This is a genomic window from Vibrio hibernica (assembly GCF_015223435.1).
In the GTDB taxonomy this organism is placed as follows: domain Bacteria; phylum Pseudomonadota; class Gammaproteobacteria; order Enterobacterales; family Vibrionaceae; genus Vibrio; species Vibrio hibernica.
Genome location: NZ_VHKO01000021.1, coordinates 20057 through 45417 on the forward strand (window position 1 = coordinate 20057; position 25361 = coordinate 45417).

Genomic DNA, 25361 nt, shown 5'->3' on the forward strand with positions numbered 1-25361 from the left:
ACAGCAGCCTATTTTTTGAAGATAGATCTATTGGCTAATACTCCAATGCGTCACTAAGGTTTCTTTATCTGAGCCTTCTAACCAAGTATTCACTTTTTCAAGTAAGCGGTTATTTTCTTTTTTCATCATATAGACTTTGACACTTTTAGTGCCTTCTAATATCGATGGAGAGGAAACACAAAACACACCTTTTTCATGTAACTGATAATAGTTACCTTCAATTAAATCGGTGATCATAACATCTGCCGTGTTATCACGAATTCCCTGTAGGTTAGCTACGTTATCTTTTGTTCTAATGATTTTGGCATTCGTAATATGTTGGTCAACGTAGGTTTGATTGGTGCCACCAGGGTTTACAATCACGCTTACACTAGGTTGATTAATATCTTGCAAGCTTGTTAATGATTTATCATTGGTGCAATTACTTAGAATGATTTTTCCATTTTGTGCAACCGAATCAGATAAAGAAAACTGCTCTGCCCGCTTTGCTGTTTTCGTCACGCCACCCGCGGCTATATCAAATTTATCTGCGGCAAGATCTTGCGAAAGTGTTGTCCACGTCGTTTCCACAAAGCGTACTTTCAGGTTCAATGAATGCGCAAGACGCGTCGTCATGTCCACATCAAACCCTTCCAAGTCACCTGATTTATTGTGGTATGAAAGGGGTGAATAATCGCCCGTTAAACCAACTTTAAGTTCTCCACTTTGTGTTATTTCATCCCAAGAGCGAGCTTGTGCGCCTTGTGACATCAATACAGCACAAGCCATAAGAGCTAAAGGTTGCATCACTTTTCTTTTTTTATTTAATCTCATCCGTATTTACATCCATTGTTTAATCGGTTTCATTATGATCATCACGAAGTCATTCGCTATGATTGTTTATTTTCACTCCACTAAACTATACCAATATTACTAAAAAATCACCTGTGCCCAACGCGCTAATCCTGCCGTTACTGAACCAAAATAGTTACCACTGACAATGGGAATATTGGGCAATTGTGCTTCTAATGCTTGGCGCAAGAATGGAGAACGAGCACTTCCGCCTGTCATAAAGATCGCATCCGGTTGCTTATTCGTTGGAGACAAGCTCGCTTGTGCCATGACTTCGGTTACTAACTCCATCATTTTTAAGGTTGGACTTTGCACCGCTTCAACCATGTCATGGTGATTAATATCCAACTCTAATACTTCTTTAGCGACTGGAATCAGCAATCCATGTTTATCACTATCAGATAAACCGATTTTAGCTTCTTCCGCTTTACGCACGATTTGATAGCCCAAAGTATGTTGATACACCGCCAATAGACGCGCCAGCTTATCAGGATATTGAGCTTCTTTTTTCAATAGGGTCAACGCTTTGAAATTACTGGATTGGTAGAAATCTTTTTGTGCGACAACGTTGTTAATGGCAATCGGATTCCAAAATTGGGTGATCGGCATTTCAATACCACTATTTTTTGAAGAACTTAGCGTCTGTGAGCCCTTTATTTTAGAAGCCTTTATTTTAGAACCTAAGCCAAACAGTGGCATGATTTGTTTAAAAGCTAAGTGAATATCCAGATCGTTACCGCCGACACGTTGGCCACTGTGCCCTAACAAACTTGAGGTTCGATCCGCCATTGATACAAAACTTGGCCCCATCTCAATCAATGAGCAATCGGTCGTACCGCCGCCAATATCGACCACTAATACCGTTTTATTTTCGCTAAGGGTGCTTTCATATTCCAAGCCTGCCGCCACTGGCTCAAATTGAAATTCAACATCTTTAAAGCCCGCACGACTCGCCGCATTGCGTAAAATACCTTCGGCTTGGCGATTCGCCTCTTCCCCACCACGGCCATGAAAGTTGATCGGGCGACCAATCACTGCTTGTTCAATATCTTTTTGAGTGGTGTTTTCAGCTTTAGATTTGATATTTTTCATCATGGCGCAAACCAAATCTTCAAAAAAACTCAGTTGCATTGGTTGTAAGCCATTCGCGCCTAAAAATGATTTAGGCGATTTGACGTAATACACTTCTTGGGGATCATCAAGGTAAGTATCAAGCGCTTGTTGGCCAAATTGCATATCGCCAAGTTGCAGTTGAATATCTTCTTCGCGGTTGAGGTTTATCGCTCGGCGTAATGCTTGTTCGCCTTGCGTACCTTTTGGCTGAACTTGCATGAAACGATATAAATATTCGGTGACAGACTCACGAGTTGGAGCGCACAGCGTTGAGGGGATATAACAATTATCTGCTTCTAAAGGCAATAATATTGGAGAGTTGCCATCCATCATAGCAACGGAACAATTTGCTGTTCCATAATCAAAACCAATAAACATCTAAAGCCTCGCTCACCAAATCTAAAAAAGGCTGGCGATAGTACCTTATTTTTCTTTACGAGGGCAATTATCACATAAGTCACGGCCGTCACATCGATACACCATGCAGCAGGTGGTGCGAACAAAACGCCATTGATTGGTGGTAAGTTCAAAGGTCAATGATTGCAATGCTTTTAAAGGAAGATCAAAGGCTTGCAGCCATAACTGAGCTTGTTCGGGGATATATTGTTGCGGTAAATCTTTATGCAGATCTTGCAAGCGTAATAAAGCCACTACCAGTGCATCCGCCAATAAGTGATTGGTAAAGCCTGGGCGGATTCGAATATGTTGGTCTAACTGTTCACGGTAATGCTCAAATAAAGGTTTGAGTTCTGCCGCAGCAACCTCAATCAATTGCTCTGGCGTACCATCATGCATAGCCACATCTTGAAGCGTAAACCCTGCGACAAAATTAGCCTCACCTTTCCAATGCTGAGTCATTCCCGATAATGAGGGAAGAGCATTAAGGCTGTAAATACTAATAAAACTAATATAAACCGGCTGCCAAACGAGCAAGGTCCATGTGCGATTTAACCAATACGCATGCCCAGCTTCTGGATGTGCGACTTGTAATTTGGCATAAATTTCTTGCAATAAATCCTGATTATTTTTATTCGCAAACAGCTTATCTTCAAAGCCCATATTAGCATTAAAATGCGCATCCGGATCCAGCAGCTCACCTCTTAGATAAGGTGTCACATGGTCAGCAAAATGAAATAATTGTTGGTAACGAGGATCGCTCACAAGATATCTCTACAAAAATCAAGAAAGGTAATGATACTGATTTGCATTTACATGTAAAGCATTTTGAATTCGATATTTGCTCTATATAAAGCTTCATTGACACAGAGCAAATATCTTATCCATACCCGTCTTACTTGAAGTTAGAAATTATAGTCAAACTTCAATTCAACGGTGCGCTCTTGACCGTACCAACAGTTGGTGGAGTCATAACAAGTAAAATTATCAGTATCGAAGATATTATTGGCACTTACGCTGACTTGTGCGCCTTGTAAATTATCGCTTAGGTTAGATAAATCATAACCGGCAGACAAATCAACTAAGGTGTAATCAGGTACTTTATCGGTATTGGCCGCATCCATTTCACGTTCACCAATGTAGCGAACACCGCCACTTAAACGAGTACCCGCCAGTAAACCGTTATATAAGTAATAATCGGTCCATAAACTAGCAGCATGTTTCGGTACATAAATCGGTGCGTTACCTTCTAAACCTGTCGTATCTTTGGTGACTTCCATATCGGTATACGCATAACCAACATTAACATTCCAGTTTGCGGTTAACGCAAAGCGCCCTTCTAGTTCTACACCTTGAGAGCGAACTTCGCCTATCTGCATTTTATCTTGATAGGTTGGATCGTTTGGATCTGCAACCACCACATCACTTTTCACAATATGAAACACTGAAGCGGTTAATGAAGTTGCGTAATCTGCAGAAAGATACTTAACACCACCTTCCACTTGCTGACCAATCGATGGGTCAAACACTTTCCCGCTTGCATCCGCGCCAGCAACAGGTTCAAAGCTGGTTGCGTAATTGATATATGGCGACCAACCACTATCAAATTCATACAAAGCGCCTACCCGATAAGAGAAATTATTTTGATCAATATCGGTCTTGGTCCCCGCATAATCACTGGTTGATTGATAATTATCAAACCGACCACTCGCGATCAAGACCACCTTATTAATCCGCATTTGATCTTGTAAATACAAACCTAATTGTTCTACTTTAATATCATCGATATAAACATCAGCTTCCGTCACTTTAGAGCGATCAATCTGATTATTATTCGGGGAAAAGGCATTGAAACTTGGTGCGGTATAGCCACCGTCATAACCATAACTGGTGTAATTCGAGCTACCTTTTAGATATTGATAATCCACACCTAGTAATACATTGTGATCCACTACGCCAGTAGCAAATTTACCCGACAATTGGTTATCAATAGTAAAACCTTTTGACTCTTCATCAGTGCTATAAATGTAACGGTCTAAGTTTCCAGTGGTTGGATCCCAACCAGATGCCGAGTGGTAAGTATTTTCTTGATAAAGATCGGCTTTCATAAAGCGTGCATTTTGTAAGAATGACCAATTATCACTAAAGGAATGATCAATCTTATAACCCGCCATCCAGAACTCACGCTCAAAATCACTCCAATTTTTATCCCCCATATAAGTGTCTTTATCAATGCTGCCATTCGGGTTATCAAATACCGAACCCGATGCTGGCATGGCAGAGTTCATCCCCATTGAAGGATCATTTTGATAATAAAAATTGAAGTTAATTAGCGTATTGTCTGTAACATACCAATCAATCGATGGTGCAATCACATAACGTTCTTCCTCGGTATAATTAACCTGACCATCTTTTTTGCGCGCTTTTGCCACTAAACGATAATACACATCACTCGCACCAAACTGCCCAGTGGTATCAATAGTCGCTTGTGTCAAATTACCAGTGCCGGTCGACACAGAAACATCCGTATTACTTTGCTTTTGGGGAGCTTTCGCCATTAAGTTAACCATGCCACCTGGCGGCATAGATCCATATAACACTGAGCTTGGTCCTTTAAACACCTCAACTCGTTCTAAAGCAATAGGATCGATTTGTGGCTGTAAGTTCCAACCGACCAAATACTGCAACACCAAACCATCGTAGTACATTTGGTTGTTATCAAAACCACGGATGTTGTAGTTGTCATACATGCTAACGCTGCCGCCTTTAAGCTCAGCATTCACACCTGGCGCATAACGCAACGCTTGTTGAACGGTCTCAGCGCCACGAATATCCATTTGATTAGAATCGATCACCGTAATGGCTTGCGGAGTTTCTTCTGGTTGTAGTGAGGTTTTCGTCGCAGTATTACGATACATTTGACCTAACACGGTAAGATTTTCTTGGTTTGTTTCCACAGTTGTATTGTTATTTTCTTCTGCCATTAAAGAAGAGGTAAATAAAATACTGGCTATGGCAAAAGCAATGGGACTAACGCGGTAGAATGGTTGGGAGGTAGAGCTTGGCATATTCCTTTCCTGCACAATAAATACAAATGATAATGGTTATCATTATATATTTTAATAAACAGAAAAGTTAACAATTTGGGGCATGTTTACAATTTTGGGGAACTTTTATTTATTAAGCCTATCCTGGTTAATAATCACATCGCAACATAGGTCTTTGGTGGATTCAATATTGCCTATTTCATTGGAATACCGAACGAACGTGATCATTCATTACATAAACGACCACATTCTTATCAAAAATTATAAGTGAGTGACAAATGTCCCCTCAGGAACGACAGGTAAATATTTTTTATAAAAATCACGATAAGCAGCTTTAGGGTCAAGATCACTGAAAAGATCTGGGTACAACGCTTTCGCATAAAATTGCAGCATAGCACCATCTAAAATAGTTCGACATGCACCATGATAAGCAGCGTACATACGGTTATTTTTTACCGCTGATATTGTTGACCATCCTGTACGATTTTTAAATTTAGCTAAACGTTGCTTCGCTAAGTTTTCATCAATGCCTTGTCCCATCAACATAGAATCATTACCTGAACCTGATTCATAACCGGTAATAACGATAACATCTGGATTAGATACGATGATTTGCTCTGGGTTTAATTTGCCCCACCACTCAACAAAAGGAGTTGAGATATTATCGCCTCCCGCCATCGTTGCCATTGCACCCCACATATTTTTACCAAAGGTATAACCAATTTCATTAACCCCAGACACACCATATTCTGTATAGATTTTTGGTTTAGGTAAATTGGCCTTTTTTAAACGCTCAGTGATCATTTCTACATTCTGCTTATATTCATCCGCAATTTTTTTTGCTCGCGCTTGTTGCCCGGTGATCACACCAATTAACTCAGTACTCTTTATATGGTTTTCTAACGTTTGTGCATTGTAATCCACAACTAAAACAGGAATACCCGCTTCTTCAATACGAGTAATATCAGAGCCTAAACCTTTATACTGCCACTCAGCGAGCATCAATAAATCTGGACGGAGGCTGATTACTTTCTCGACTGAAAAAGTATTGGTATCAACACGACCTATGGCCGGTATTTTGTCTAAAGATGGTCGGTGTTTTACATAGAGTTCCCAACTAGCTGAACGAGCTTGCCAAATATATTTCGACATACCCACCACATTGTCGTATGCCTTTTCAGTTCCTATCGCCATATAATCTTCAGGATAGAATCCAACAACCACTCTTTGCGCGGGAGCATTGAATGTAACTTCTCGCCCAAGGATATCGGTTACTGTGGTGACCTGTGAAAAGACAAAAGAGCTAAAAAAAAGAGCCATAATGCTCAAGAGTTTTATGTGCATGTAACCAAGCCTTTTATAAATGAGAAGGAATAAAAAAGTAGCCCACGATTCTAGCTGTATAACAAATAAACATGCAAATAGTATTTATTATCAATTGCATTTATAGGGTTTTGACATAAAATACATTGCCGTTGATTAACCCATCAATATATCCATTCACAGTATTAAAAATCAAGTAATTAGGTCATTGTAATGCAAAGTGCCATGCTGCTAGAAGCGATTGAAAAACAAAGAAAAAGTGAACGTCGACGTATTATGATTATTAGCCTTTTCTGCTTTATTCTTCTGGCTTCATTTATTCTCGATGTCATGACTGGCCCTTCAATGCTTGATGCATCTCGAGTAATCAATGCGTTATTAGGATCCATTGGATTACCTTTTCAAGTTGATCCGTCTACCCATGTCATCGTGACAAATTTACGTTTACCGATTGCATTAATGGCGATTATTGTCGGCGGTGGTCTAGGAATGGGCGGCGCTGAAATGCAAACCCTGTTAAATAACCCAATGGCGAGTCCATATACATTGGGCATGGCGGCGGCGGCTGGATTTGGCGCTGCACTGATGCTCTACATAGGATCATTGGGAATGAACAGCGATTATGCCGTCCCTATTGGTGCGTTTGTATTCTGTATGCTCTCCGCGTGCTTTTTATTCGCACTTGCTTCAATGAGGCATATTACTTCAGGGCAGTTAATCCTTGCTGGTATCGCGCTACTATTTTTATTTCAATCCTTACTATCTTTAGTCCAATTCATCTCATCCCCTGAATTAAGCCAACAAATCTTATTTTGGTTATTTGGAAGTTTATCCAAAGCAACGTGGACTAACGTAGCGATTACATCCGTTGTCATCATTGGTGGTTTCATTCTATTAATGAAAGACTCTTGGAAACTAACCGCGTTGCGACTAGGTGAAGAACGAGCGAAAAGTGTTGGCGTAAACGTGGCGGCTCTACGATTAAGAACCCTCTTTATTGTCGCGGTGATGACGGCAACAGTAACCAGTTTTGTCGGGATTATTGGTTTTATTGGGATCGTGGCGCCTAATATTTCAAAAATACTGGTTGGTGAAGATCAACGATTCTTCCTACCTCTCTCTTTTTTGATTGGCGCATTTCTTCTTTCTACTGCATCGGTGCTATCAAAAGTTATCGTCCCCGGAGCCTTATTTCCTATCGGGATCGTCACTGCCATCATCGGAGTACCTTTCTTTTTTTGGCTTATTATTATGAAGCGAGGTTAGTCGTGCTCATTGCAGATCATATACATATTCAGATAGGCGCATTAACCCTCGCTGAAGATATGAGCTTTCGTTTACCCGAAGGACAAGTCACTGCTATTTTAGGCCCAAATGGCACAGGGAAAAGCACGCTACTAAAAGCATTATTTGGCGATATAAAACTCGATAAAGGCAGCATCAGTCACTCACAAGAATATCTCTCCTATCAGTCTCTTTCTCAATGGCGAAACCGCTTTGGTTACATGCCTCAAGACATTAATCTTGATGTTAATTTAACAGTTATTGAAGTCATATTGTTGGGCCGCTTAGATGCCCTTAGCTTACGCGTTGATGAAAGCATGCTAACGGAAGCATTGAACATCTTAGATAATATGGGACTGTCACATTTAGCGAACCGAAATGTCAGTACGTTAAGTGGTGGTCAAAGCCAAATGGTGCTGTTTGCTCAAGCATTAATGAGAAATCCTAAAATCATGATGTTAGATGAACCTGTCAGCGCCCTCGATTTACATCATCAGCATGTCTTGCTTAACCATCTTTGTCACAAAACTCGCACTCAGCAATATGTCTCCATAATGGTACTACATGATTTAAACCTTGCCGCTCAATATGCGGACAATTTGCTCGTAATGAAGCAGGGAAAACTTGTCGCCTTTGGCGCACCATCCGATATCTTAACCTCAGAATTAATACAAGATGTCTATAACGTAGAAGCGCAGGTATTCATCGATGACAGTGGCATTCCATTTGTAAGAACTCTACGGACAAAAACGGCATAAAAGCATCACAGATAATGTCTTTGAATAAGGTTACAACTCTAAAATGAAATGGAATCATTTACAGCGCGATTGGAATTTATTATCTGCCGCCGGGCGAGTTTTAGTCTTCAATAGTTTCAGCTTTAATCTTGGCTTTTATATGTTATTGCCTTATTTGGCTGAACATTTACAAAACTTAGGCTTTAGTGGTTGGTATATTGGATTCATCATTGGTCTGCGCGTACTGAGCCAACAAGGGTTGTTTTTAATCGGAGGAACTCTCGGAGACAAGTTTGGTTATAAAACCATGATCCTTTGGGGTTGTGTTATTCGCATCATCGGCTTTATCTTACTGGCCGTCAGCACAAACTTTACCACGATTGTATTAGGTGCTTTTTTTACTGGATTTGCTGGTGCCTTATTTACACCAAGTAGCCAAGCTTACCTTGCTTCAGAGTACCCAGACAACCAAGAAAGAAATCGCGTTTTTGTTCTACAGCGACTCGCCAGTGAAGCGGGTATGTTAATTGGTCCATTGATCGGGTTAAGTTTATTCACAATGGATTTTTTATGGGTTGGCATAAGTTCAGCGGCTATTTTTTCCATTTTACTGGTATTACAATGGCACTACTTACCGATCAATACAAAAGTACAACACTCAGATCCAAAGCAGCTATTTTTGCTTGATTGGTGGGTAATGTTACAAAACAAACCTTTTATCTACTTTGCACTCGCGACATCCGCTTATCCAATACTTTTCCATCAACTCTACTTAAGTATTCCACATCAAATTAGAACTCAAACCGGCGATCCATCGATCATCACCATGGTATTTATGGTGTCATCATTAATGGGTGTATTACTGCAACTTCCCACTAGCCATTGGGTAGAGAAAAAGTTAGGAGTAGCAAAAGGGATGGGCTTAGGTATATCGATTATGGGTGGTGCATTTCTGATGTTAGATCTGGACACTCCATTTTGGCCTTCATTACCATTTGTTTTATGTGCCGCTTTGCTCAGTATAGGTTCGATGATGATTTATCCACTAATCGGCGCTTACATACCTCGATTTTCCACCCCATCACGTTTAGCCAGTTATTACGGTTTACATTCCTGCATTGGTGGTTTTTTCGCTTTTCTCGGTAATTGGATTGCAGGATGGTTACTCGATATACCTGACTTTAATCCCATGTGGCTGTGGGTCGGATTCTCGTCTATCAGCATCGCTTCAGGAATTTGGTTGTACCATCAAATACTCAGCAGTAATACCTTGCAAGCTTAGCTACAACAGTAATTGCAACTTGTGCTCTATCACTGGGTCATCCGGTGCAATCTGTTGCGCTACTTCCAAAAGTTGTACGGCATCTTGAGGGTTTGATTGTTGATGCTTAAGGGCAATATTCACTAAGGTCTGAACATCAATTTTTGCCTGATGTTCTTGCACGTGCTCTTTCTTTTCATCAATCAATACATTGTGTGCCTTGCTCAGTAGTTGCAAACGATGAACAGAGTTAGCATTGGCCTTATTGAGTTTATGATAATAGTCCTCTTTCAAGCGAAGTGTTTTGGTTTGATGACGAAACTGAGCAATATCTATTTGTTGATGGCGAATAAAATCCACAGCGACTTGCTTATAAAAACCAAATTTATTGAGATAGGTTGCATGAGTGCCATGCCCCATACCAAAGACTCTTAAATGCGTCAATTCGGGGTAACGCTTTGCATGCAATCGATCGATTTTATTGGTCGGATCATAAATAATATAACCTTTGGCATTCCCAAGATCCAAATCGTGATAATCACCTTCCCAATCAAACTGTTGAGCAATTTCAGTGCTGGTTCTGTTATCCCATGGGGCGAGATTTTTGTTCTTAGTACTGACAGGATGAAATAGCAGTACCTGATTTAATTTAAGTAATTTCGAAAAAGCACCAATAGCAAAACCACCTCGACTCAGTCCATAACCTAAACGAGACTCGAAGGGCGTAAGTAATGTTGATAATTGCTCGAGAAAGAAAATGACGTTGCGGTTACGAAACCAGTTACTTTTACCCAGATGCTGAAAGGCAATAATGTTAACGTTTTGTTTCTGGGCAAGTGTATAACCCCAAGGCGAAAAGTCCGAATGTAAGTCCTGTTCTTGTAGATTGGTGCCCGCAGGCGAGAAGGTGAACAGTAAGGGTTTGTTAAGATCAACAAATTGATATTTCACAAAAACACCGTCAAGTATATCCTCTCCAGACATTGGTAGCCTCGCTTGCTTCTCTTGTCGATCAAGCGCTGACCATTCATCCAACCAATACAGTAACTTCATTTACCCTCCATCTAAATTGCCCTTAAGCAATTGTCTTAAAATTTATTATTTTCACCATAAATGGTGTCATCAATTCTCTATTAAAAACTGGGTTTTGGCTTGTTCGCTAAATTGAGAAATATCTATTTTCTGGTGCTGGATAAATTGCTCGACCATCTGGTTGTAAAAATCTTTCCTATCCAAATCATTAGGATGTACGCCATGGCCCATACCGACGACTTTAAAATGAGTCAATTCAGGGTAACGTTGTGCATGACGCCGATCTATATCGTTGGTGGGATCATAAATAATATAGCCATGGGCTTCTCCCAGATCTCGATCATGATAATTATCTTCCCAATTAAACTGCTGTGCTAATTCAGTGCTAGAACGGTCATCCCATGGCACTAGAGATTTATTTTTACTGCTCACCGGATAAAACAATAAAATATGGTCAAGCTTGAGCAGATTAGCGAACGCGCCAATGGCAAACCCTCCTCGGCTTAAGCCATAACCTAAACGGCACGGAAACGGCGTCAACATCATGGATAGTTGTTCAAGAAAGTCGATTAAGTTAGAGCTGCGGAACCAATTGCTAACACCGAGGTGTTGGAAAGAAATAATATTCACTTTTTGCTGTTGAGCTAATTGATAACCCCAAGGAGAAAAATGTGGGTGTAAGTCCTGCTCTTTTATATCGGTGCCGGAAGGAGAAAAAGTAAACAGTAATGGTTTGTTTAAATCCACTAAGTCATATTTAACAAACACGTTATCTAGCAGGCTGGATCCGGAGAATGGTAATTTGGATTGCTGATCGTCTTGAGAAAGAGATAACCATTCACTCAACCAGTACAATAACTTCATTTATCCTCTCTGTTGAGCTGTATGGACGGCGCACTTTATCAAAAAAGTAAGAAAAATGATAGATGACAGGCTTTCTACGCAATCGGCAGCCAATACTCCATATACGCTTGCGGGCTATCTGCTTGATAATCCGGGCTATATATTTCCAACTCAATTCCATCGATGCCACGGTAACCACTATTTGGCAACCAATGTGAGATCAACCATTCCAATCGGTGTTTTAATCCGCTAATTGGACCAACATGAGGTAGCACAACATATTCTTGTGTTGGAACCTCGAAATAATGAAGCGAGCGTTGGTCTACGTTGGTGCTGGTGCTAATAGATAGACTACCAGTAGGTAAACTTTCAACAGGCATGCCAGCCCAATAGTCGAGAGTTTGCGGTTCAAGAGACGGATATTCAATCACATCACGGGAGGCATCAACGACGCCAATAAAGGGTTGAGATGATGGGGATGTAAAACATGATGAGTGTTGATGGAATCGCTGCCAAATTTTTGGCACTTCACTCTCAAAATTAGGGTTGAGAGAAAAGAGTCCTGTTATTGCGCCGCGGCAACCTTCAATTAAAAATTGCGGTTTATGCTCGATGCGGATCTGAATAAACCTGGGATCGATTGGGTTATCAAACAATGCATATCCAGCACTATGATTGGCTTTTGAGGCTAACATTAAAGCGGTGATCGGTTGGCGTAATCCTGTGCGCAAACCTCTTTGTTTATACGCCCGAGGGGAGCAAGAAAAGAACTGTTTAAAAGCGCGGCTAAAACTAATTTCCGAACTAAAACCAAATTGAAAAGCAATGTCTACAATGCGTTCTGAGCGTGAACACAATAATAACTCTGCCGCCTTACTTAGTTTAATCTCACGAACATATTGCGCGACACTCAAGCCAGTTTTGGCACTAAATACACGCTGTAATTGCCAGCGAGACCAACAACTTTTTTGGGACAAATCATCAAGCGTTAACGGCAAATCCAAATGATGGTGGATATAATCCAGCACCTTTTCAATACGATTAAAGTGCGCTCCAAAATTAGCGCCGATCTCATCATTTACCGTCACCTCAACAGCAATCATTACGCGGCAAACACCTCCGAATTTTGCTCTACTTTTGAGGGTTCATCTTGTTGTTCTTTATTTTCTAAAAAGACAATCCAAGTCTGCGCTGAGGCCGATGGTTGTTTTTCATTTAAACGTTTTGCTTCTGCTAATGCATCGTTGTATTTCTCTAACCGATACAATAATTGAATTTTTGCCAATCCAAATTCCTTCACTTTCGCATAAGGCTTAGCTTTATCTATCACTTTATTGGCTTCTACATAATGCTTTTGCTGAATTAATAATTGCGATAATGGCCAATAATATTGAGCATCACGATGCGCTAGTGATTGCCAAGTTTCAATCGCTTTTGGCCATTCACGCGCTACCTGCCAATATTGCGCTTGAAGTTTATGATTCGCGATAGTTTTGGTTTCTGGAAATTGGTTAAACATTTCACCTAAAATACGCGCAGCACGTTCTGGTATTTTATTTTGTGCATACAATTGTGATAAAGCTTTATAGTCGTTCGCGGTAAAATCTAACGCTTGTTTTTTGGCTAAGGCATAAGTACTTAAAGCTGCCTCGTTACGCCCTTGTTGTAATTGAGCAGAAATCTGTTGTTGCCACCAGCTCTTATTATCCGGTTCAAGTCGGATCAAGTTACTCAATGTGCTTTCGGCATTTTTCCATTGTTTTAATCGTAACTCTGCCACCACTTGGATCCGTAGCGCTTGAAGTTTTTGTTTAGCATCTTGCGCTCGGTACAAAACAATATAACGCTTAACTTGTTGCCAATTCTGTTGCTGGTAATAACTGGCTGCAATACGAAAATACAGTTGATTAACATCTTTGGCATGCGATGATTTTTCTTTACCTGTCGCGTCATATTTCACCGCTAAGGTTTTTTGATAGGCTGAAACCGCACCAGAAAAATCTTGCTGAGAATATAAAATATCGCCCAGCATTCTTTGTGTTTGCCACTGAGCTTTCGGCTCTAACGCCTTTAAGTTAACCGACGTGGTTAAAGCTTTGATCGATTGTTTAGGCTGCTCAGCCTGCCAATAATAAATACCTAAAACTCGATTAACGAACGCAGTGTCATAATCATTTTTGGGCGTAAAACTGCTGAGCACTTCAATCGCTTTCGGCAAATGCCCTTCTTGTTCTAATTGACTCGCTTGAACCAATTTTTTTCCGGTATATGGAGTGACGTTTTGACTAAATACTAAGCTAGAAAAACTGAGTAATAGGCACAGCGTCACAACCTGAAAGCAGCATTTAGCTACATGAGAAGATAGGCTATTAAGTTTGCATATTATCGATTGAGCTATCGGTTGAGTTAACGTCATCATTGGCTGATCTTAAATTCAATTTTCACTTGTTGATTAGGCTGCTTCACGGCTTTACCACCTTCGATCTGTGGTTGGTATTTCCAATTTCTTAATGCTTGCACGGCGGAGCGAACGAAAGCTTTACTTGGCTGCGCTTGAACCACTTGAATATCTTCCGGTCTACCCGATTCATTAATGGTAAAAGACATCACGACAAACCCTTCCACTCGACGTTGTAACATGCGCGATGGATAATTGGGTTCAGCTCGATACAAAGGCATCGCTTGTTGCTGCTGCCCGATATCACCCACTGAAGGCCCATTTGCCATCGAGGTATCAATGGTTGGCATATTAACGGCAACACCAAAATCGGATAACGCCAAGCTAGTATCGAGTGTCGCTTGTGGTGCATCCAGCTGAGGACTTGCCATTGCAGGACTTGATGGCGAAGATAATTCCTGTGGTTGCTCGGGCACTTTTGGCGGCTCTGGTAATTGGCGCTGCCGGCGTTGCGATTGAGAATCTTGCTCTTGCATCACCATATCAAACATCAAAGCAGGTCCATTATCAGTTGCACCTTTTTTAACGCTACCCACCATCCACGACATAAAGCAAAACAATGCTATCGCGGTTACTAAGGCTAAAGGTATCGCTATCAACATTCGCTTGAGAGAATGATGTGCATCTAATTGAGGATTAAATATCTCACTCATCCGTCAATTACCCTTACTGTTTCGCTTGAGTGGCAATGGCGATTTTATTGATGCCAGCACCTTTCGCTGCATCCATCACTTCAACCACAGTGCCGTTATAAGCATGTTTATCCGCTTGAATCACTAAACTGGCATCAGGATCATCCAGCGCCAATTTTTCGAGCGTAGCTTGAACACGTTCCACATCCACACGGCGTTTATCAATATACACATCATTGCCTGCCGTGATGGCGACAAAAATGCCGCTATTCTTTTGACTAGTTGAATGTGACGCCGCCGGACGGTTAACTTCGACACCCGACTCATGTACAAACGAGCTGGTCACGATGAAGAAAATCAACATGATGAATACGATATCAAGCATCGAGGTTAAATCGACTTGTGCTTCTTCTTTTGCTTTTGTGGGACGAACTAATCTCATTCGCCGCTCCTTAATTGTTGTTCTAAGTGCAAGGCTTTACGCGTTGCCACTTTAACTAATCGGGAATGTGCAAACATGCCAGCCAATGCTGCGACCATGCCTGCCATTGTAGGAAGGGTTGCCATTGAAATACCAGATGCCATCAGTTTTGGATCGCTACTGCCAGAAACGGACATTAAATCAAATACCGCGATCATGCCGGTGACGGTTCCTAGCAAACCCAACATAGGACACAAGCTCACGAGAACTTTTATCAAGTCCAAATGTTGATTTAGCATCAAATTCGCTTGCTGTAACATGCCTTCTTTTTGGGCTAACGCGAACCATGAATCATGCTCATTGCGCCGCTTCCAACGCTCTACCCAGCCTGCTTTAACATGCTGATAAGAGAAACTCAAAAATAGAATTCTCTCAATGATCAATAACCAACAAATAAAGACGACAACAGCCAACCACCATAAAACTTGCCCACCACGGGACATAAACTCCCACAGTGTGGATGATAAAAGGTCAGGAAAATAACTTGCTAGCCAGGCCATTACGCACGAACCTGATCTGAGCTGTTATTGTCACGGTTAGGGTTAGGGTTATTAAGATTACGTGCATCGGACTCTTTCTCTGCACGCTGAGCGACCAAGCTTACGCCTTGTTTTTCTAACGTATTACGGATGCTTTCCGCGCGGTTAGACAAAATATTGTGAGCCAGTAATAGAGGCATCGCGGCAACTAAGCCTAAAACCGTGGTGATCAATGCCATTGAAATCCCACCCGCCATCACTTTGGGATCGCTATTGCCAAATTCAGTGATCACTTGGAAGGTTTCAATCATGCCCGTTACGGTCCCCAATAAACCAAGCATTGGCGCTAATGCTGCAAACAATTTCAGCATCGACAAACCACGCTCAAGCCCTTGTTGTTCATCTAGAACACTTTCAAGTAAGCGTAACTCTAATGATTCGACCGATTGTTTTTTCTCTTTTTGGTACACATTTAAAATGCGGCCTAATGGGTTATCCGTTGGATTTTCAGGCTGTTTAAGCTGAGCTGAAATTTGTTGTTGGGTTTGCATCAACTTCACGCCACGGATCACGGCAATAACCAATCCGATAAGAAGCAATGCCAAGATAATCTTTCCAACAATACCGGCTTGATCAATACGTTGCATCAAGGTTGGTTGGTTGGAAAATTGTGCTAATAGAACGCCACGAGTCGGATCGAGTAATACCGATTCAGCGCCCTCTTTTAAACTTTCAGTTAAGCTTTCTAAGCTAGGCGCATCAGAAGGAAGAGCCAGATAATTAGAGGCTTGCTGACGAGTGAAATCCCAGTGTAAATATCCCTGTGGTGACACTAAACCGATGTCACCAAGGCGAAGCGCAGGCATTGTCGCCGTTTTACCATCGCCTTGTACGTAAGCGATTGAAACCGATTCTAATTGGCTACTGCTGGTAATTTTGTAGGTCATCGCTTGCCAAAGATCCGTTAGTAACGGCAATGATGGTAATGCATCGGTACTGATCACTTTATTAAGCTGAGTATCAAACGCTTTGCCTTTCTCTCCTAACAAAGAATCTTGATAGTTACTCTGAACTTCTTTTGCCGCCTGGCGCACCACACCAAATAATTCACCTAAGCTGCCCGTTGCAAGCTGTAGGTCCTTACTTTTTTGCGCAAGGATTTCTTCATTTTCTGCAAAAGTTTTGCTCAGTTTTGCATTTTCGGTTTCAATTTGAGCAAGCTGTTTGGCAAGTTTATTTCGCTTAGTTTGCAATGCCGCTCGTTGCTCTGCACTTAATGCAACACGCTGACGATTATGCGCATTCTCGGTAGTTTGTTCCGTTTTGGCTTTTGAGCTTAATGCTGCTAAATCATCGGCATTGACGCTAAAACTGATGCTCGATACCGTCATCAACAATGTCCCGATCAACATCGGTTTTTTAATTAATTTACTCATGAAAGCGATCATTATTTCGCCTCCTGTGTTTTATTTTTAGATAGCGATTTCACTTGGGTAATAGAAAGTGGCAAGTTTAATAATGTTGGCGCTTGTTGTTTCTTGGCTAACGCATAAGCTTTATTAATTTCAACTTGCTGACTACTGTCAACGGCCTGCCACTGATTCGATGATTGCGACCAAACCCATGTGTGCTGAGCATCTTTACTGCGCGCTAATAAACTGACACGGCCTAAATACAGAAGATCAACTTGGCGATTATCGTTATCTGCTAACGTAATTTCGCCTTCATACGATCCTAATTTAGTTCCATAATCAATCTCAACTTGATACGCCTCTAAAATTCGACGATATTTTTCTGCTTCTGAAATATCAGCACGACCCATCAGTTGCTGTAAATCATCCAAGCGTCTTTCTCGGCTTGCCATGCCTACAGGTGTACCTTCATGGATGAGTTTTTTATAACCATCTAACATGTGGTACATCAAAGGCACCACACCTTGGCGGGTTTGAGCTATTTCTTCGATTTGAGATTGGGTAGCAATTTTCTCTTGTTCTTGTGAAGCTACTAATTTTTTCAAATGCGTTTGATAGATGGATAGATTATCAATCTGAGCTTCCAGCTGTTCCACTTCTGCTTGAAGTTGAAAACTCTCATCTGAATTTTTATTGATACTCACTTGAGATGACTTAGCCACTTTATTGGTTTGAACTTCAGTGCTACGCGCGTTATCCAAGCTATCGGCTTGAGCGGAAAATGCTGTCGTTAAACCCAAAAGAATAAATGACGCTGTGGCATATAAAGGAAGACTCGATCGTCTCACTACCGATGATGATGCGGAAGAGTGTGAAGAATAAAAACAACGAGAAAACAGCATGATAAGGTCCGTATAAGTAAAAATTCAACCAATAAACATTGGCTTTTCTTAGCGAGTTTGTATTCTACATGACCGCACCGCAAAAGTTAATGATAATAATTACCATTAAGAAACAAATTTACATTCTATTGATATAAGTCATTTTTATTTTCTGTTGCCCTACCTCATCTAAAGCCCAAATGTAAAAAAGCCGCTAAATAAATATCAGCGGCTTTCATAAATCAATAATATAAATAACCCGATTACTGAGCGTTAGCTTCACGCTCGGCAATAAAAGCTAATGCCATTTTAATACGAGCAACAACACGTTCTTGACCAATTAATTGCATTGTCGCATCAACCGATGGCGATTGACCGCCGCCCGTTACTGCAACACGCAGTGGCATACCGATTTTACCCATGCCAATTTCAAGCTCAGAACAAACGGCTTCAATTACGCCATGTAGGTTCTCTGTGCTCCAATCGTTTAGCGCTTCAAGTTTGCTAAGTGCTAATTCTAATGGTTCACGAGCAACACCACGCAAGTGCTTCTTAGCCGCACCCGCTTCAAACTCAGCAAAGTCTTCATAGAAATAGCGAGATTGCTGCGCTAATTCAATCAAGGTATGGCAACGCTCACCGACTAATTGAATCACTTCAGTGATGGCTGGACCTTTTGCAAGGCTGATCTCTTGTGCATCTAAATGCCATTGTAGGTATTTGGCGACATATTCTGGCTCAGAGGTTTTGATGTAATGATTATTGAGCCAAAGTAGTTTATCGGTATTAAAGGCCGATGCTGATTTGCTCACATTATCCAAGCTAAAGAATTCAATCATTTCCGCGGTTGAAAAGATTTCTTGGTCGCCATGAGACCAACCTAAACGCACTAAGTAGTTATTCAATGCATTCGGCAAATAACCTTCATCACGATATTGCATTACGCTAACTGCACCGTGGCGTTTTGACAATTTCGCGCCATCATCACCTAAGATCATCGCACAATGAGCAAAAACAGGAACGGGCGCACCTAATGCGTGATAAATATTAATTTGACGTGGCGTATTGTTGATATGGTCTTCACCACGAACCACATGTGTGATCGCCATATCCCAGTCATCCACGACAACACAGAAATTATAAGTTGGTGCACCGTCAGTACGACGAATGATTAAATCATCCATTTGGCTATTGGAAATTTCAATGCGGCCACGGATTTGGTCATCAAAAGCCACACTGCCTTCCGTTGGATTGCGGAAACGGATCACGCATGGGTCACCCTCTTTTGCTGCTTGGTTTACCGCAACAATCTTCGGATGATTCGCATCATAACGCGCCATTTCTTTGTTTGCTTCTTGCTCTGCACGAATTTCATCAAGCAAATCTTTCGGTGCGTAGCATTTATAAGCTTTATCTTCGGCAAGCAATTGATCAACGACTTCATTGTAACGATCAAAACGTTTAGTTTGATAGTAAGGACCTTCATCCCAATCCAAGCCCATCCATTGCATGCCTTCTAAAATGGCATCAACTGCTGCTTGAGTCGAACGCTCAATATCAGTATCTTCAATCCGTAAAACAAATTCTCCACCTTGGCTTTTCGCGTACAACCAAGAATAAAGCGCAGTACGAGCACCGCCAACATGAAGATAGCCAGTTGGGCTAGGAGCAAAACGTGTTTTAACCGTCATTAGAATTACCTTTTGAAACGTATACAAAGAAGAGTAGCCAAACCAATATAATGACTCAGAAAAAGTGAGCATTAATGTGATGGCGGTAAGTTGCGCATATTCTAACACTCAAAACCAAACACTCAAATAGCAATACTTCGTTAACGTCATTCTGTCTTTATTCTTTCATAGAAAAAGGAAGATAACCTATGCAGGTGATCTTCCTTTGATTGATATACTCAAAATATAATGAGCATTTGCTATGTCCGTTCTTTAGTCTTGAAATTCGGTTTTTCATCTAAAATTGATAGTGAGCTTGACCATGACGCAATGGGAAGGTTTATAGTGAGGTTAGTTTGTTATTTAAGGACGTTATCTATGTTTCAATATCAACTTATTCTGACTGGTTTGAATTGTATGGGCTGCGCACGTAAAGCCGAAACCGCTCTAAACGCCGTACCTGATACTCAAGTAAAAAATATCACACCCACTGAAGCCACGGTTGCGAGTTCGGCCAGCTTATCAACGCTGAATCAAGCATTAGCTCCGCTAGGTTATTACGCATCGCAACAATTGCACTTCTCTTTATCAGGGCTCAGTTGTGGCCGATGTGTGGCTAAACTAAAAACGGCGTTTGAAGAATGGGAGAATATAGATGACTTTCAAGTGGACAAAACAACACTTACTTTGCGAGGAAAGATAGAAAGTGCAAATGTCATTGCGCAAGTAGAAACGATAGGTTACCAAGCGGAATTAGTTGAAAATGTCACTATCGAGTCGCCTATTATCGAGCAATCTATCCCTGAAAAAAGCACAATCATCGAATCAGATTCGAGTTCTAAGCAAAATAAATTAACAGCAGAGTCACCAATTCAGCACAGCCAAGATCACAACGATGCTGATACCAGCTTACATTTTATTATTTCAGGTATGACTTGCGCCAGTTGTGTTTCGTCGGTTGAAAAGTCTATCCAGCAAGTCAATGGGGTGACTAAAGTTCAAGTTAACCTCGCGGAACAAACCGCTTGGGTAACCGCGCCTTCAATTAACATTGATGAAACTCAAATTATCATTGACGCGGTTCAGGCAGCTGGTTATCAAGCCGAACTAATCATCGATGAAGCCAGTATGCGCGATCAGCAACAGGCCACCTTCCAGAAAACCTTAAAAACCAATAAAACCAATGCTATTGCAGGACTCGTTATTGGCATACCGTTAATGGCATGGGGTGTGTTAGGCGGAAATATGATGATCCGTAATACCATGGATCAAATGACTTGGGGCGCGATAGGTTTACTTTGCTTATGTTTACTGGCCACCGCCGGGCGACCATTTTTCGCCAATGCGTGGCAAGCCCTGCAACATAAACGCGCAACCATGGATACGCTAGTCGCATTAGGTACTGGGGCGGCGTGGTTTTATTCCATGCTCGTTGTCATTATTCCGATGTGGTTTCCAGCGCAGGCAAGACATGTATATTTTGAAGCCAGCGCCATGATCATTGGTTTAATTTCGCTTGGTCATTATATTGAAGCAAAAGCCAAAGCGCGCACCACTCAATCCCTGCAAGCCTTAATCGACTTACAACCAAAAACGGCAATCGTTATTATTGAGGGATCAGAAACTACACTAGCTGTCGAAAAAATTACCGCAGGCATGCACATTCGAGTCCGCCCCGGTCAACAAATTCCCGTCGATGGTAAAGTTGTGCAAGGTGAGTCTTATATTAATGAATCCATGCTCACTGGCGAGCCAATGGCAACTCATAAAAAAATTGATGATGTCGTTTTTACTGGCACGATTAACCAAGATGGTAGCTTAATAATAGAAGCAACGATGGTTGGCTCACACACCACGCTTGCTCGTATTATCAAGATGGTTCGCCAAGCCCAAAGCAGTAAACCTCAACTGGCCAAACTCGCTGATAAAATCTCTGCCGTGTTTGTGCCGGTGGTGGTATGCATTGCTATTTTTGCCGCTGTCGTTTGGTATTTTTTCGGCCCGACGCCACAGGCCAGTTATATGCTAGTGGTCGCCACGACCGTACTTATCATTGCTTGTCCGTGCGCATTAGGTTTAGCCACACCGCTTTCAGTGACGGTCGGCATTGGTAAAGCGGCTGAATTTGGCGTATTAATTAAAGATGCCGAAGTACTGCAAACGGCCAGCCAAATTAATACAGTAGTATTTGATAAAACAGGCACACTGACGCAAGGAAAACCAAGTGTTCAACAATTAAACATGTTTGGTGAGTACGATCAATCCAATATCTTAGCGGCGATTTATCAGATTGAATCTCAATCTGAACATCCTTTAGCACAAGCCATTTGTGAGTACATTAAACAACAACCTAGCTTCGAAACTCATCAAACAATCGACATTAACGGATTTAAAGCTGAACGCGGATTAGGGGTTCAAGCAAAGATTCAAAATAGTGGTGATAACAAAACCGTTTACATTGGTAGCCCACGCTATTTACGTGAAAACAATATTGATATCAGTGCAGGTGATGCTCAGTTAGCTATGTTTGAACAACAAGCATTTACCCCTATTTCAGTGGCATTCGATGGTCAACTGGTCGCCGTTATCGGCGTTTCCGATCCTATCCGTGATGATGCGAAACAAGCGGTTCAGGCCCTAAAGAATCAAAATATCAAAGTCGTTCTCTTATCCGGTGATAACCAGAAAGTAGCTCAAGCCATTGGTAAACAGCTTGGGATTGAACATGTAATTGCCGAAGTTCTACCGGAGCAAAAAGCAGAAAAAATCATAGCGCTACAAAATGAAACGATCAAAGGGAAAAAGTGCAAAGTCGCGATGGTCGGCGATGGTGTGAATGATGCACCGGCATTAGCACAAGCCGATGTCGGGATTGCGATGGGAAGTGGCTCCGATGTCGCGATTGAAAGTGCACAAATGACATTACTACACTCTTCGCCATTAGCCTTAGTTGATGCCATTGAATTATCTAAAGCCACAGTTGGTAATATTAAACAGAATCTATTTGGGGCGTTTGTTTATAACTCTTTAGGTATTCCGATTGCCGCTGGCGTGTTGTATCCGATATTTGGCTTTATGTTAAGCCCAGTATTTGCGGGTGCCGCCATGGCATTATCTTCAATTACTGTCGTCAGTAATGCCAATCGCTTGAGATTATTTAAACCCAATCACATTCAGACGAACAATAAAAAGAAAACCTAATACAACAAAATCACACTCTCAACTAAAGCATTAACGATCAATAATATGAAACTAAATGTATTAGTTTATAGCTGAAATGCTATGGTGAATGAAGTTGCCTTAGTTGAAAAAACCATTGAATCTTATGGCGCCATTCATGTGCTTGTAAATAATGTAGGCGGCGGTGGCGCAGGAAGAGAAGCTCCCGATCAAATAGAAGTTGAACAATTTAAGCGCGTGTTTGATATGAATGTATTTAGCATGTGGCGACTTTGCCAACTAGTCGCACCACATATGAAAGCAAGCGGTTATGGCAGTATTATTAATATGTCTTCAATGGCCTGTATCAATAAAAGCCCAGCAATTAGTGCTTATGCCTCATCAAAAGCAGCGGTAAACCACATGACTCGAAACCTTGCTTTTGACTATGGCCCTGAGATTAGAATTAATGCTATTGGACCCGGCGCAATACGAACCGATGCCCTCAAAAAAGTACTCACCCCAGAAATTGAAAAAAGAATGCTCGTTCACACGCCATTAGAGCGACTTGGTGAGACTGATGATATTGCCGGTGCCGTATTGTATTTTGCATCGCCTATTTCAAAATGGGTAAGCGGACAAATATTATTTGTAAATGGCGGAGGCGTACAAACGCTTGATTGATATTATTAATATTAATGTGGCTAACCAATACAAAGGCGTGTTTGTTAGCCATTCTATCTCGTTAACAGTGAACGTTATTTGACGATTAAATGATTACGGTTATCGCGACTCTGCTTAATGAGCTCGTCACCCATCTCAACTTGAGATGATTTCGCCAATCGGTCATACAATAAAACATTCACACTGGCGGCTAAATTCATGCATCCCACCGTTGGCACATAAACCACCGCATCCGCTTTCGACACCACACTTTGATCAATGCTGCCATCTTCTGGGCCAAACACGTAAATCGCGTTTTCAGGATGAACAAAAGCTGGCAATGGTGTCGCACCTTCTGCCAATTCCACACACACAATTTTGGTATCAGAGTCTAAACCCGATAGCATTTCATCCACACAATCTAGCGGTATATGACGGGCAGCACTTTTGGTGTCGGTATGAAATTTTACCGCTTTTTCATAACGCACTCCCGTATACCGAACCGCATCCACACGATAACACCCAGCCGCGCGCATAACTGCCCCTACATTTGAAGGACTTTTAGGGTTAGTTAAACCAATAGCGACATAAGAATGAGTAAGGTGAGAGTTTGAAGTAAGCATAAAGGTGTCATCGAAGAAAAAAGTGGGCGTATAGTAGCAAAGAAAAGCAAAAGGGTCTTGCATCAAAACACAAGACCCTCGATAAGATTGCCCTATTTGTACCCGCCTGACTTGAGGCTACAGTTTTATCGGCTATGTTTATTTACCGCCTCACTAAAACTCCAATTACTTTAGGTATGACTGCCTTTACTGAGAACGATGCTCCGAAAGTGTGGCTTTATAACGAAGCAAGTAATCAATCTTGCCATCGTGTTTGAATAATGTATTAAACGCTTTGGTATTATAAGCTTTAATCTGCCCCACCTGCTCAGTCGATAATCCGGATCTCCGGGTCCAACGCCAAAATAATTCACCGCCGACTTTACTGAAATTCGTGATAAAGATCACGATTAGTGCGTATGTCCTATCGATCTGATCGATTATCAGAAATAAACATACCTACCGATATATTAATGAGTAAACGTCTCACCACTTAAAAACAAACTAAATTACGTTGTGATACTAATCACAATTAAAAAAATTGACTCTTATTACACTCCCATCAGTTTTTTAATATAAGGACAGTAATATGTTGTTAAATAAAAAGTTTGTGTCTGCTAGCATCGCTGCTGCAATATCGATAGGGGTAATGAATCCTGTTGCCTTTGCGAGTGGTACGAATGATTTAAAAGCAACAAAAACAAATGTTGCATTCTCTGATATTGATATTACTCAATATACAACGGCCGATAAGCCTAACGTGATCATTCTAACCGTTGATGATTTAGGTTACGGTCAGATGGATTTTGATGAACGCTCTTTTGATCAAAAATACTTGAATGAACGAAAAGTGGTGGATACATATAAAGTGTCTATCGAAAAAGCGATTGAGGCGGCTAAAAAGTCAACTCCAACGCTTAAGAACTTGATTGGTGAAGGCGTTAAAATTACCAATGGTTACGTTGCACATGGTGTTTCTGGTCCTTCACGTGCCGCAATGATGACAGGTCGATCACCCGCTCGTTTTGGTGTTTATTCGTAAGCGTTCACCGAGGTA

At 41.3% G+C, this 25361-nt stretch carries 22 protein-coding genes; 6 read left to right on the forward strand and 16 right to left on the reverse strand.

The genetic code is table 11. The annotated features are described in order from the left end of the window. Positions 1-27 precede the first annotated feature (27 nt). The 5 genes from FH976_RS09455 to FH976_RS09475 all read right to left on the reverse strand — a co-directional run bounded on the left by FH976_RS09455 (position 28) and on the right by FH976_RS09475 (position 6731). Entirely contained in the window at positions 28-813 is a 786-nt protein-coding gene (locus tag FH976_RS09455) for a transporter substrate-binding domain-containing protein (protein ID WP_228767390.1), read from the reverse strand. Between the two features lie 99 nt (positions 814-912). Then, the gene (gene yegD, locus FH976_RS09460) at positions 913-2322 is read right to left on the reverse strand and encodes a molecular chaperone (RefSeq protein ID WP_194090612.1); all 1410 of its coding nucleotides are present in this window, start codon (positions 2320-2322) and stop codon (positions 913-915) included. Positions 2323-2367: 45 nt separating this feature from the next. Next, positions 2368-3105: a siderophore ferric iron reductase gene (locus FH976_RS09465; protein WP_194090613.1), complete on the reverse strand. Its 738-nt coding sequence runs from the start codon at positions 3103-3105 to the stop codon at positions 2368-2370. Positions 3106-3245: 140 nt separating this feature from the next. Next, the gene (locus tag FH976_RS09470) at positions 3246-5408 is read right to left on the reverse strand and encodes a TonB-dependent siderophore receptor (protein ID WP_194090614.1); all 2163 of its coding nucleotides are present in this window, start codon (positions 5406-5408) and stop codon (positions 3246-3248) included. Positions 5409-5648: 240 nt separating this feature from the next. Next, complete coding sequence (locus FH976_RS09475; RefSeq protein ID WP_194090615.1) at positions 5649-6731, reverse strand: ABC transporter substrate-binding protein; 1083 nt, start codon at positions 6729-6731, stop codon at positions 5649-5651. A gap of 192 nt (positions 6732-6923) precedes the next feature. Between FH976_RS09475 and FH976_RS09480 the strand changes: the two genes are divergently transcribed. The 3 genes from FH976_RS09480 to FH976_RS09490 are packed head-to-tail and all read left to right on the forward strand — an operon-like array spanning position 6924 to position 10013. Continuing rightward, entirely contained in the window at positions 6924-7976 is a 1053-nt protein-coding gene (locus FH976_RS09480; RefSeq protein ID WP_194090616.1) for a FecCD family ABC transporter permease, read from the forward strand. 2 nt (positions 7977-7978) lie between these two features. Beyond that, the gene (locus FH976_RS09485) at positions 7979-8752 is read left to right on the forward strand and encodes an ABC transporter ATP-binding protein (protein WP_194090617.1); all 774 of its coding nucleotides are present in this window, start codon (positions 7979-7981) and stop codon (positions 8750-8752) included. Between the two features lie 43 nt (positions 8753-8795). Then, positions 8796-10013 carry an MDR family MFS transporter gene (locus tag FH976_RS09490; protein WP_194090618.1) on the forward strand — a complete coding sequence of 406 codons (1218 nt, stop codon included), beginning with the start codon at positions 8796-8798 and terminating at the stop codon, positions 10011-10013. On the opposite strand, the gene FH976_RS09495 is transcribed toward FH976_RS09490, so the two are convergent. From FH976_RS09495 to gltX, 10 genes are all read right to left on the reverse strand, one after another. Then, positions 10014-11045, reverse strand: coding sequence for a cytosolic protein (locus FH976_RS09495; protein ID WP_194090619.1), 1032 nt, complete (start codon positions 11043-11045; stop codon positions 10014-10016). It abuts the gene before it with no gap. 69 nt (positions 11046-11114) lie between these two features. Continuing rightward, a complete protein-coding gene (locus FH976_RS09500; RefSeq protein ID WP_194090620.1) occupies positions 11115-11888 on the reverse strand; it encodes a cytosolic protein in 774 nt (257 codons plus the stop codon). A gap of 74 nt (positions 11889-11962) precedes the next feature. Next, entirely contained in the window at positions 11963-12970 is a 1008-nt protein-coding gene (locus FH976_RS09505) for an AraC family transcriptional regulator (protein ID WP_194090621.1), read from the reverse strand. Continuing rightward, positions 12970-14286 (reverse strand): tetratricopeptide repeat protein, encoded by a 1317-nt coding sequence (locus FH976_RS09510; RefSeq protein WP_228767391.1) that lies wholly within the window; start codon positions 14284-14286, stop codon positions 12970-12972. Before FH976_RS09510 ends, FH976_RS09505 begins: the two co-directional genes overlap by 1 nt. Continuing rightward, positions 14283-14978, reverse strand: a complete 696-nt coding sequence (locus FH976_RS09515) for an energy transducer TonB (RefSeq protein ID WP_194090622.1) — start codon at positions 14976-14978, stop codon at positions 14283-14285. Before FH976_RS09515 ends, FH976_RS09510 begins: the two co-directional genes overlap by 4 nt. A gap of 13 nt (positions 14979-14991) precedes the next feature. After that, a complete protein-coding gene (locus tag FH976_RS09520; protein WP_190332356.1) occupies positions 14992-15399 on the reverse strand; it encodes an ExbD/TolR family protein in 408 nt (135 codons plus the stop codon). Beyond that, positions 15396-15938, reverse strand: a complete 543-nt coding sequence (locus tag FH976_RS09525) for a MotA/TolQ/ExbB proton channel family protein (protein ID WP_194090623.1) — start codon at positions 15936-15938, stop codon at positions 15396-15398. The genes FH976_RS09520 and FH976_RS09525 overlap by 4 nt, the downstream gene beginning before the upstream one ends. Further along, positions 15938-17353 carry a MotA/TolQ/ExbB proton channel family protein gene (locus FH976_RS09530; protein ID WP_228767392.1) on the reverse strand — a complete coding sequence of 472 codons (1416 nt, stop codon included), beginning with the start codon at positions 17351-17353 and terminating at the stop codon, positions 15938-15940. Before FH976_RS09530 ends, FH976_RS09525 begins: the two co-directional genes overlap by 1 nt. 11 nt (positions 17354-17364) lie before the next feature. Next, positions 17365-18231 (reverse strand): DUF3450 domain-containing protein, encoded by an 867-nt coding sequence (locus FH976_RS09535; RefSeq protein ID WP_194090624.1) that lies wholly within the window; start codon positions 18229-18231, stop codon positions 17365-17367. Between the two features lie 242 nt (positions 18232-18473). Then, on the reverse strand, positions 18474-19901 hold the full coding sequence (gene gltX / locus FH976_RS09540) for a glutamate--tRNA ligase (protein WP_194090625.1): 1428 nt from the start codon (positions 19899-19901) through the stop codon (positions 18474-18476). Positions 19902-20258: 357 nt separating this feature from the next. Between gltX and FH976_RS09545 the strand changes: the two genes are divergently transcribed. Both FH976_RS09545 and FH976_RS09550 read left to right on the forward strand, forming a co-directional pair. Next, positions 20259-23081 (forward strand): heavy metal translocating P-type ATPase, encoded by a 2823-nt coding sequence (locus FH976_RS09545; protein WP_194090626.1) that lies wholly within the window; start codon positions 20259-20261, stop codon positions 23079-23081. Positions 23082-23162: 81 nt separating this feature from the next. Further along, entirely contained in the window at positions 23163-23723 is a 561-nt protein-coding gene (locus FH976_RS09550; RefSeq protein WP_194090627.1) for an SDR family oxidoreductase, read from the forward strand. A 74-nt stretch (positions 23724-23797) separates the two neighbouring features. On the opposite strand, the gene FH976_RS09555 is transcribed toward FH976_RS09550, so the two are convergent. Beyond that, complete coding sequence (locus FH976_RS09555) at positions 23798-24325, reverse strand: RNA methyltransferase (RefSeq protein WP_194090635.1); 528 nt, start codon at positions 24323-24325, stop codon at positions 23798-23800. Positions 24326-24893: 568 nt separating this feature from the next. On the opposite strand from FH976_RS09555, the gene FH976_RS09560 reads away from it, so the two are divergent. Beyond that, on the forward strand, positions 24894-25346 hold the full coding sequence (locus tag FH976_RS09560; protein ID WP_194090628.1) for a sulfatase-like hydrolase/transferase: 453 nt from the start codon (positions 24894-24896) through the stop codon (positions 25344-25346). Positions 25347-25361: the final 15 nt, after the last annotated feature.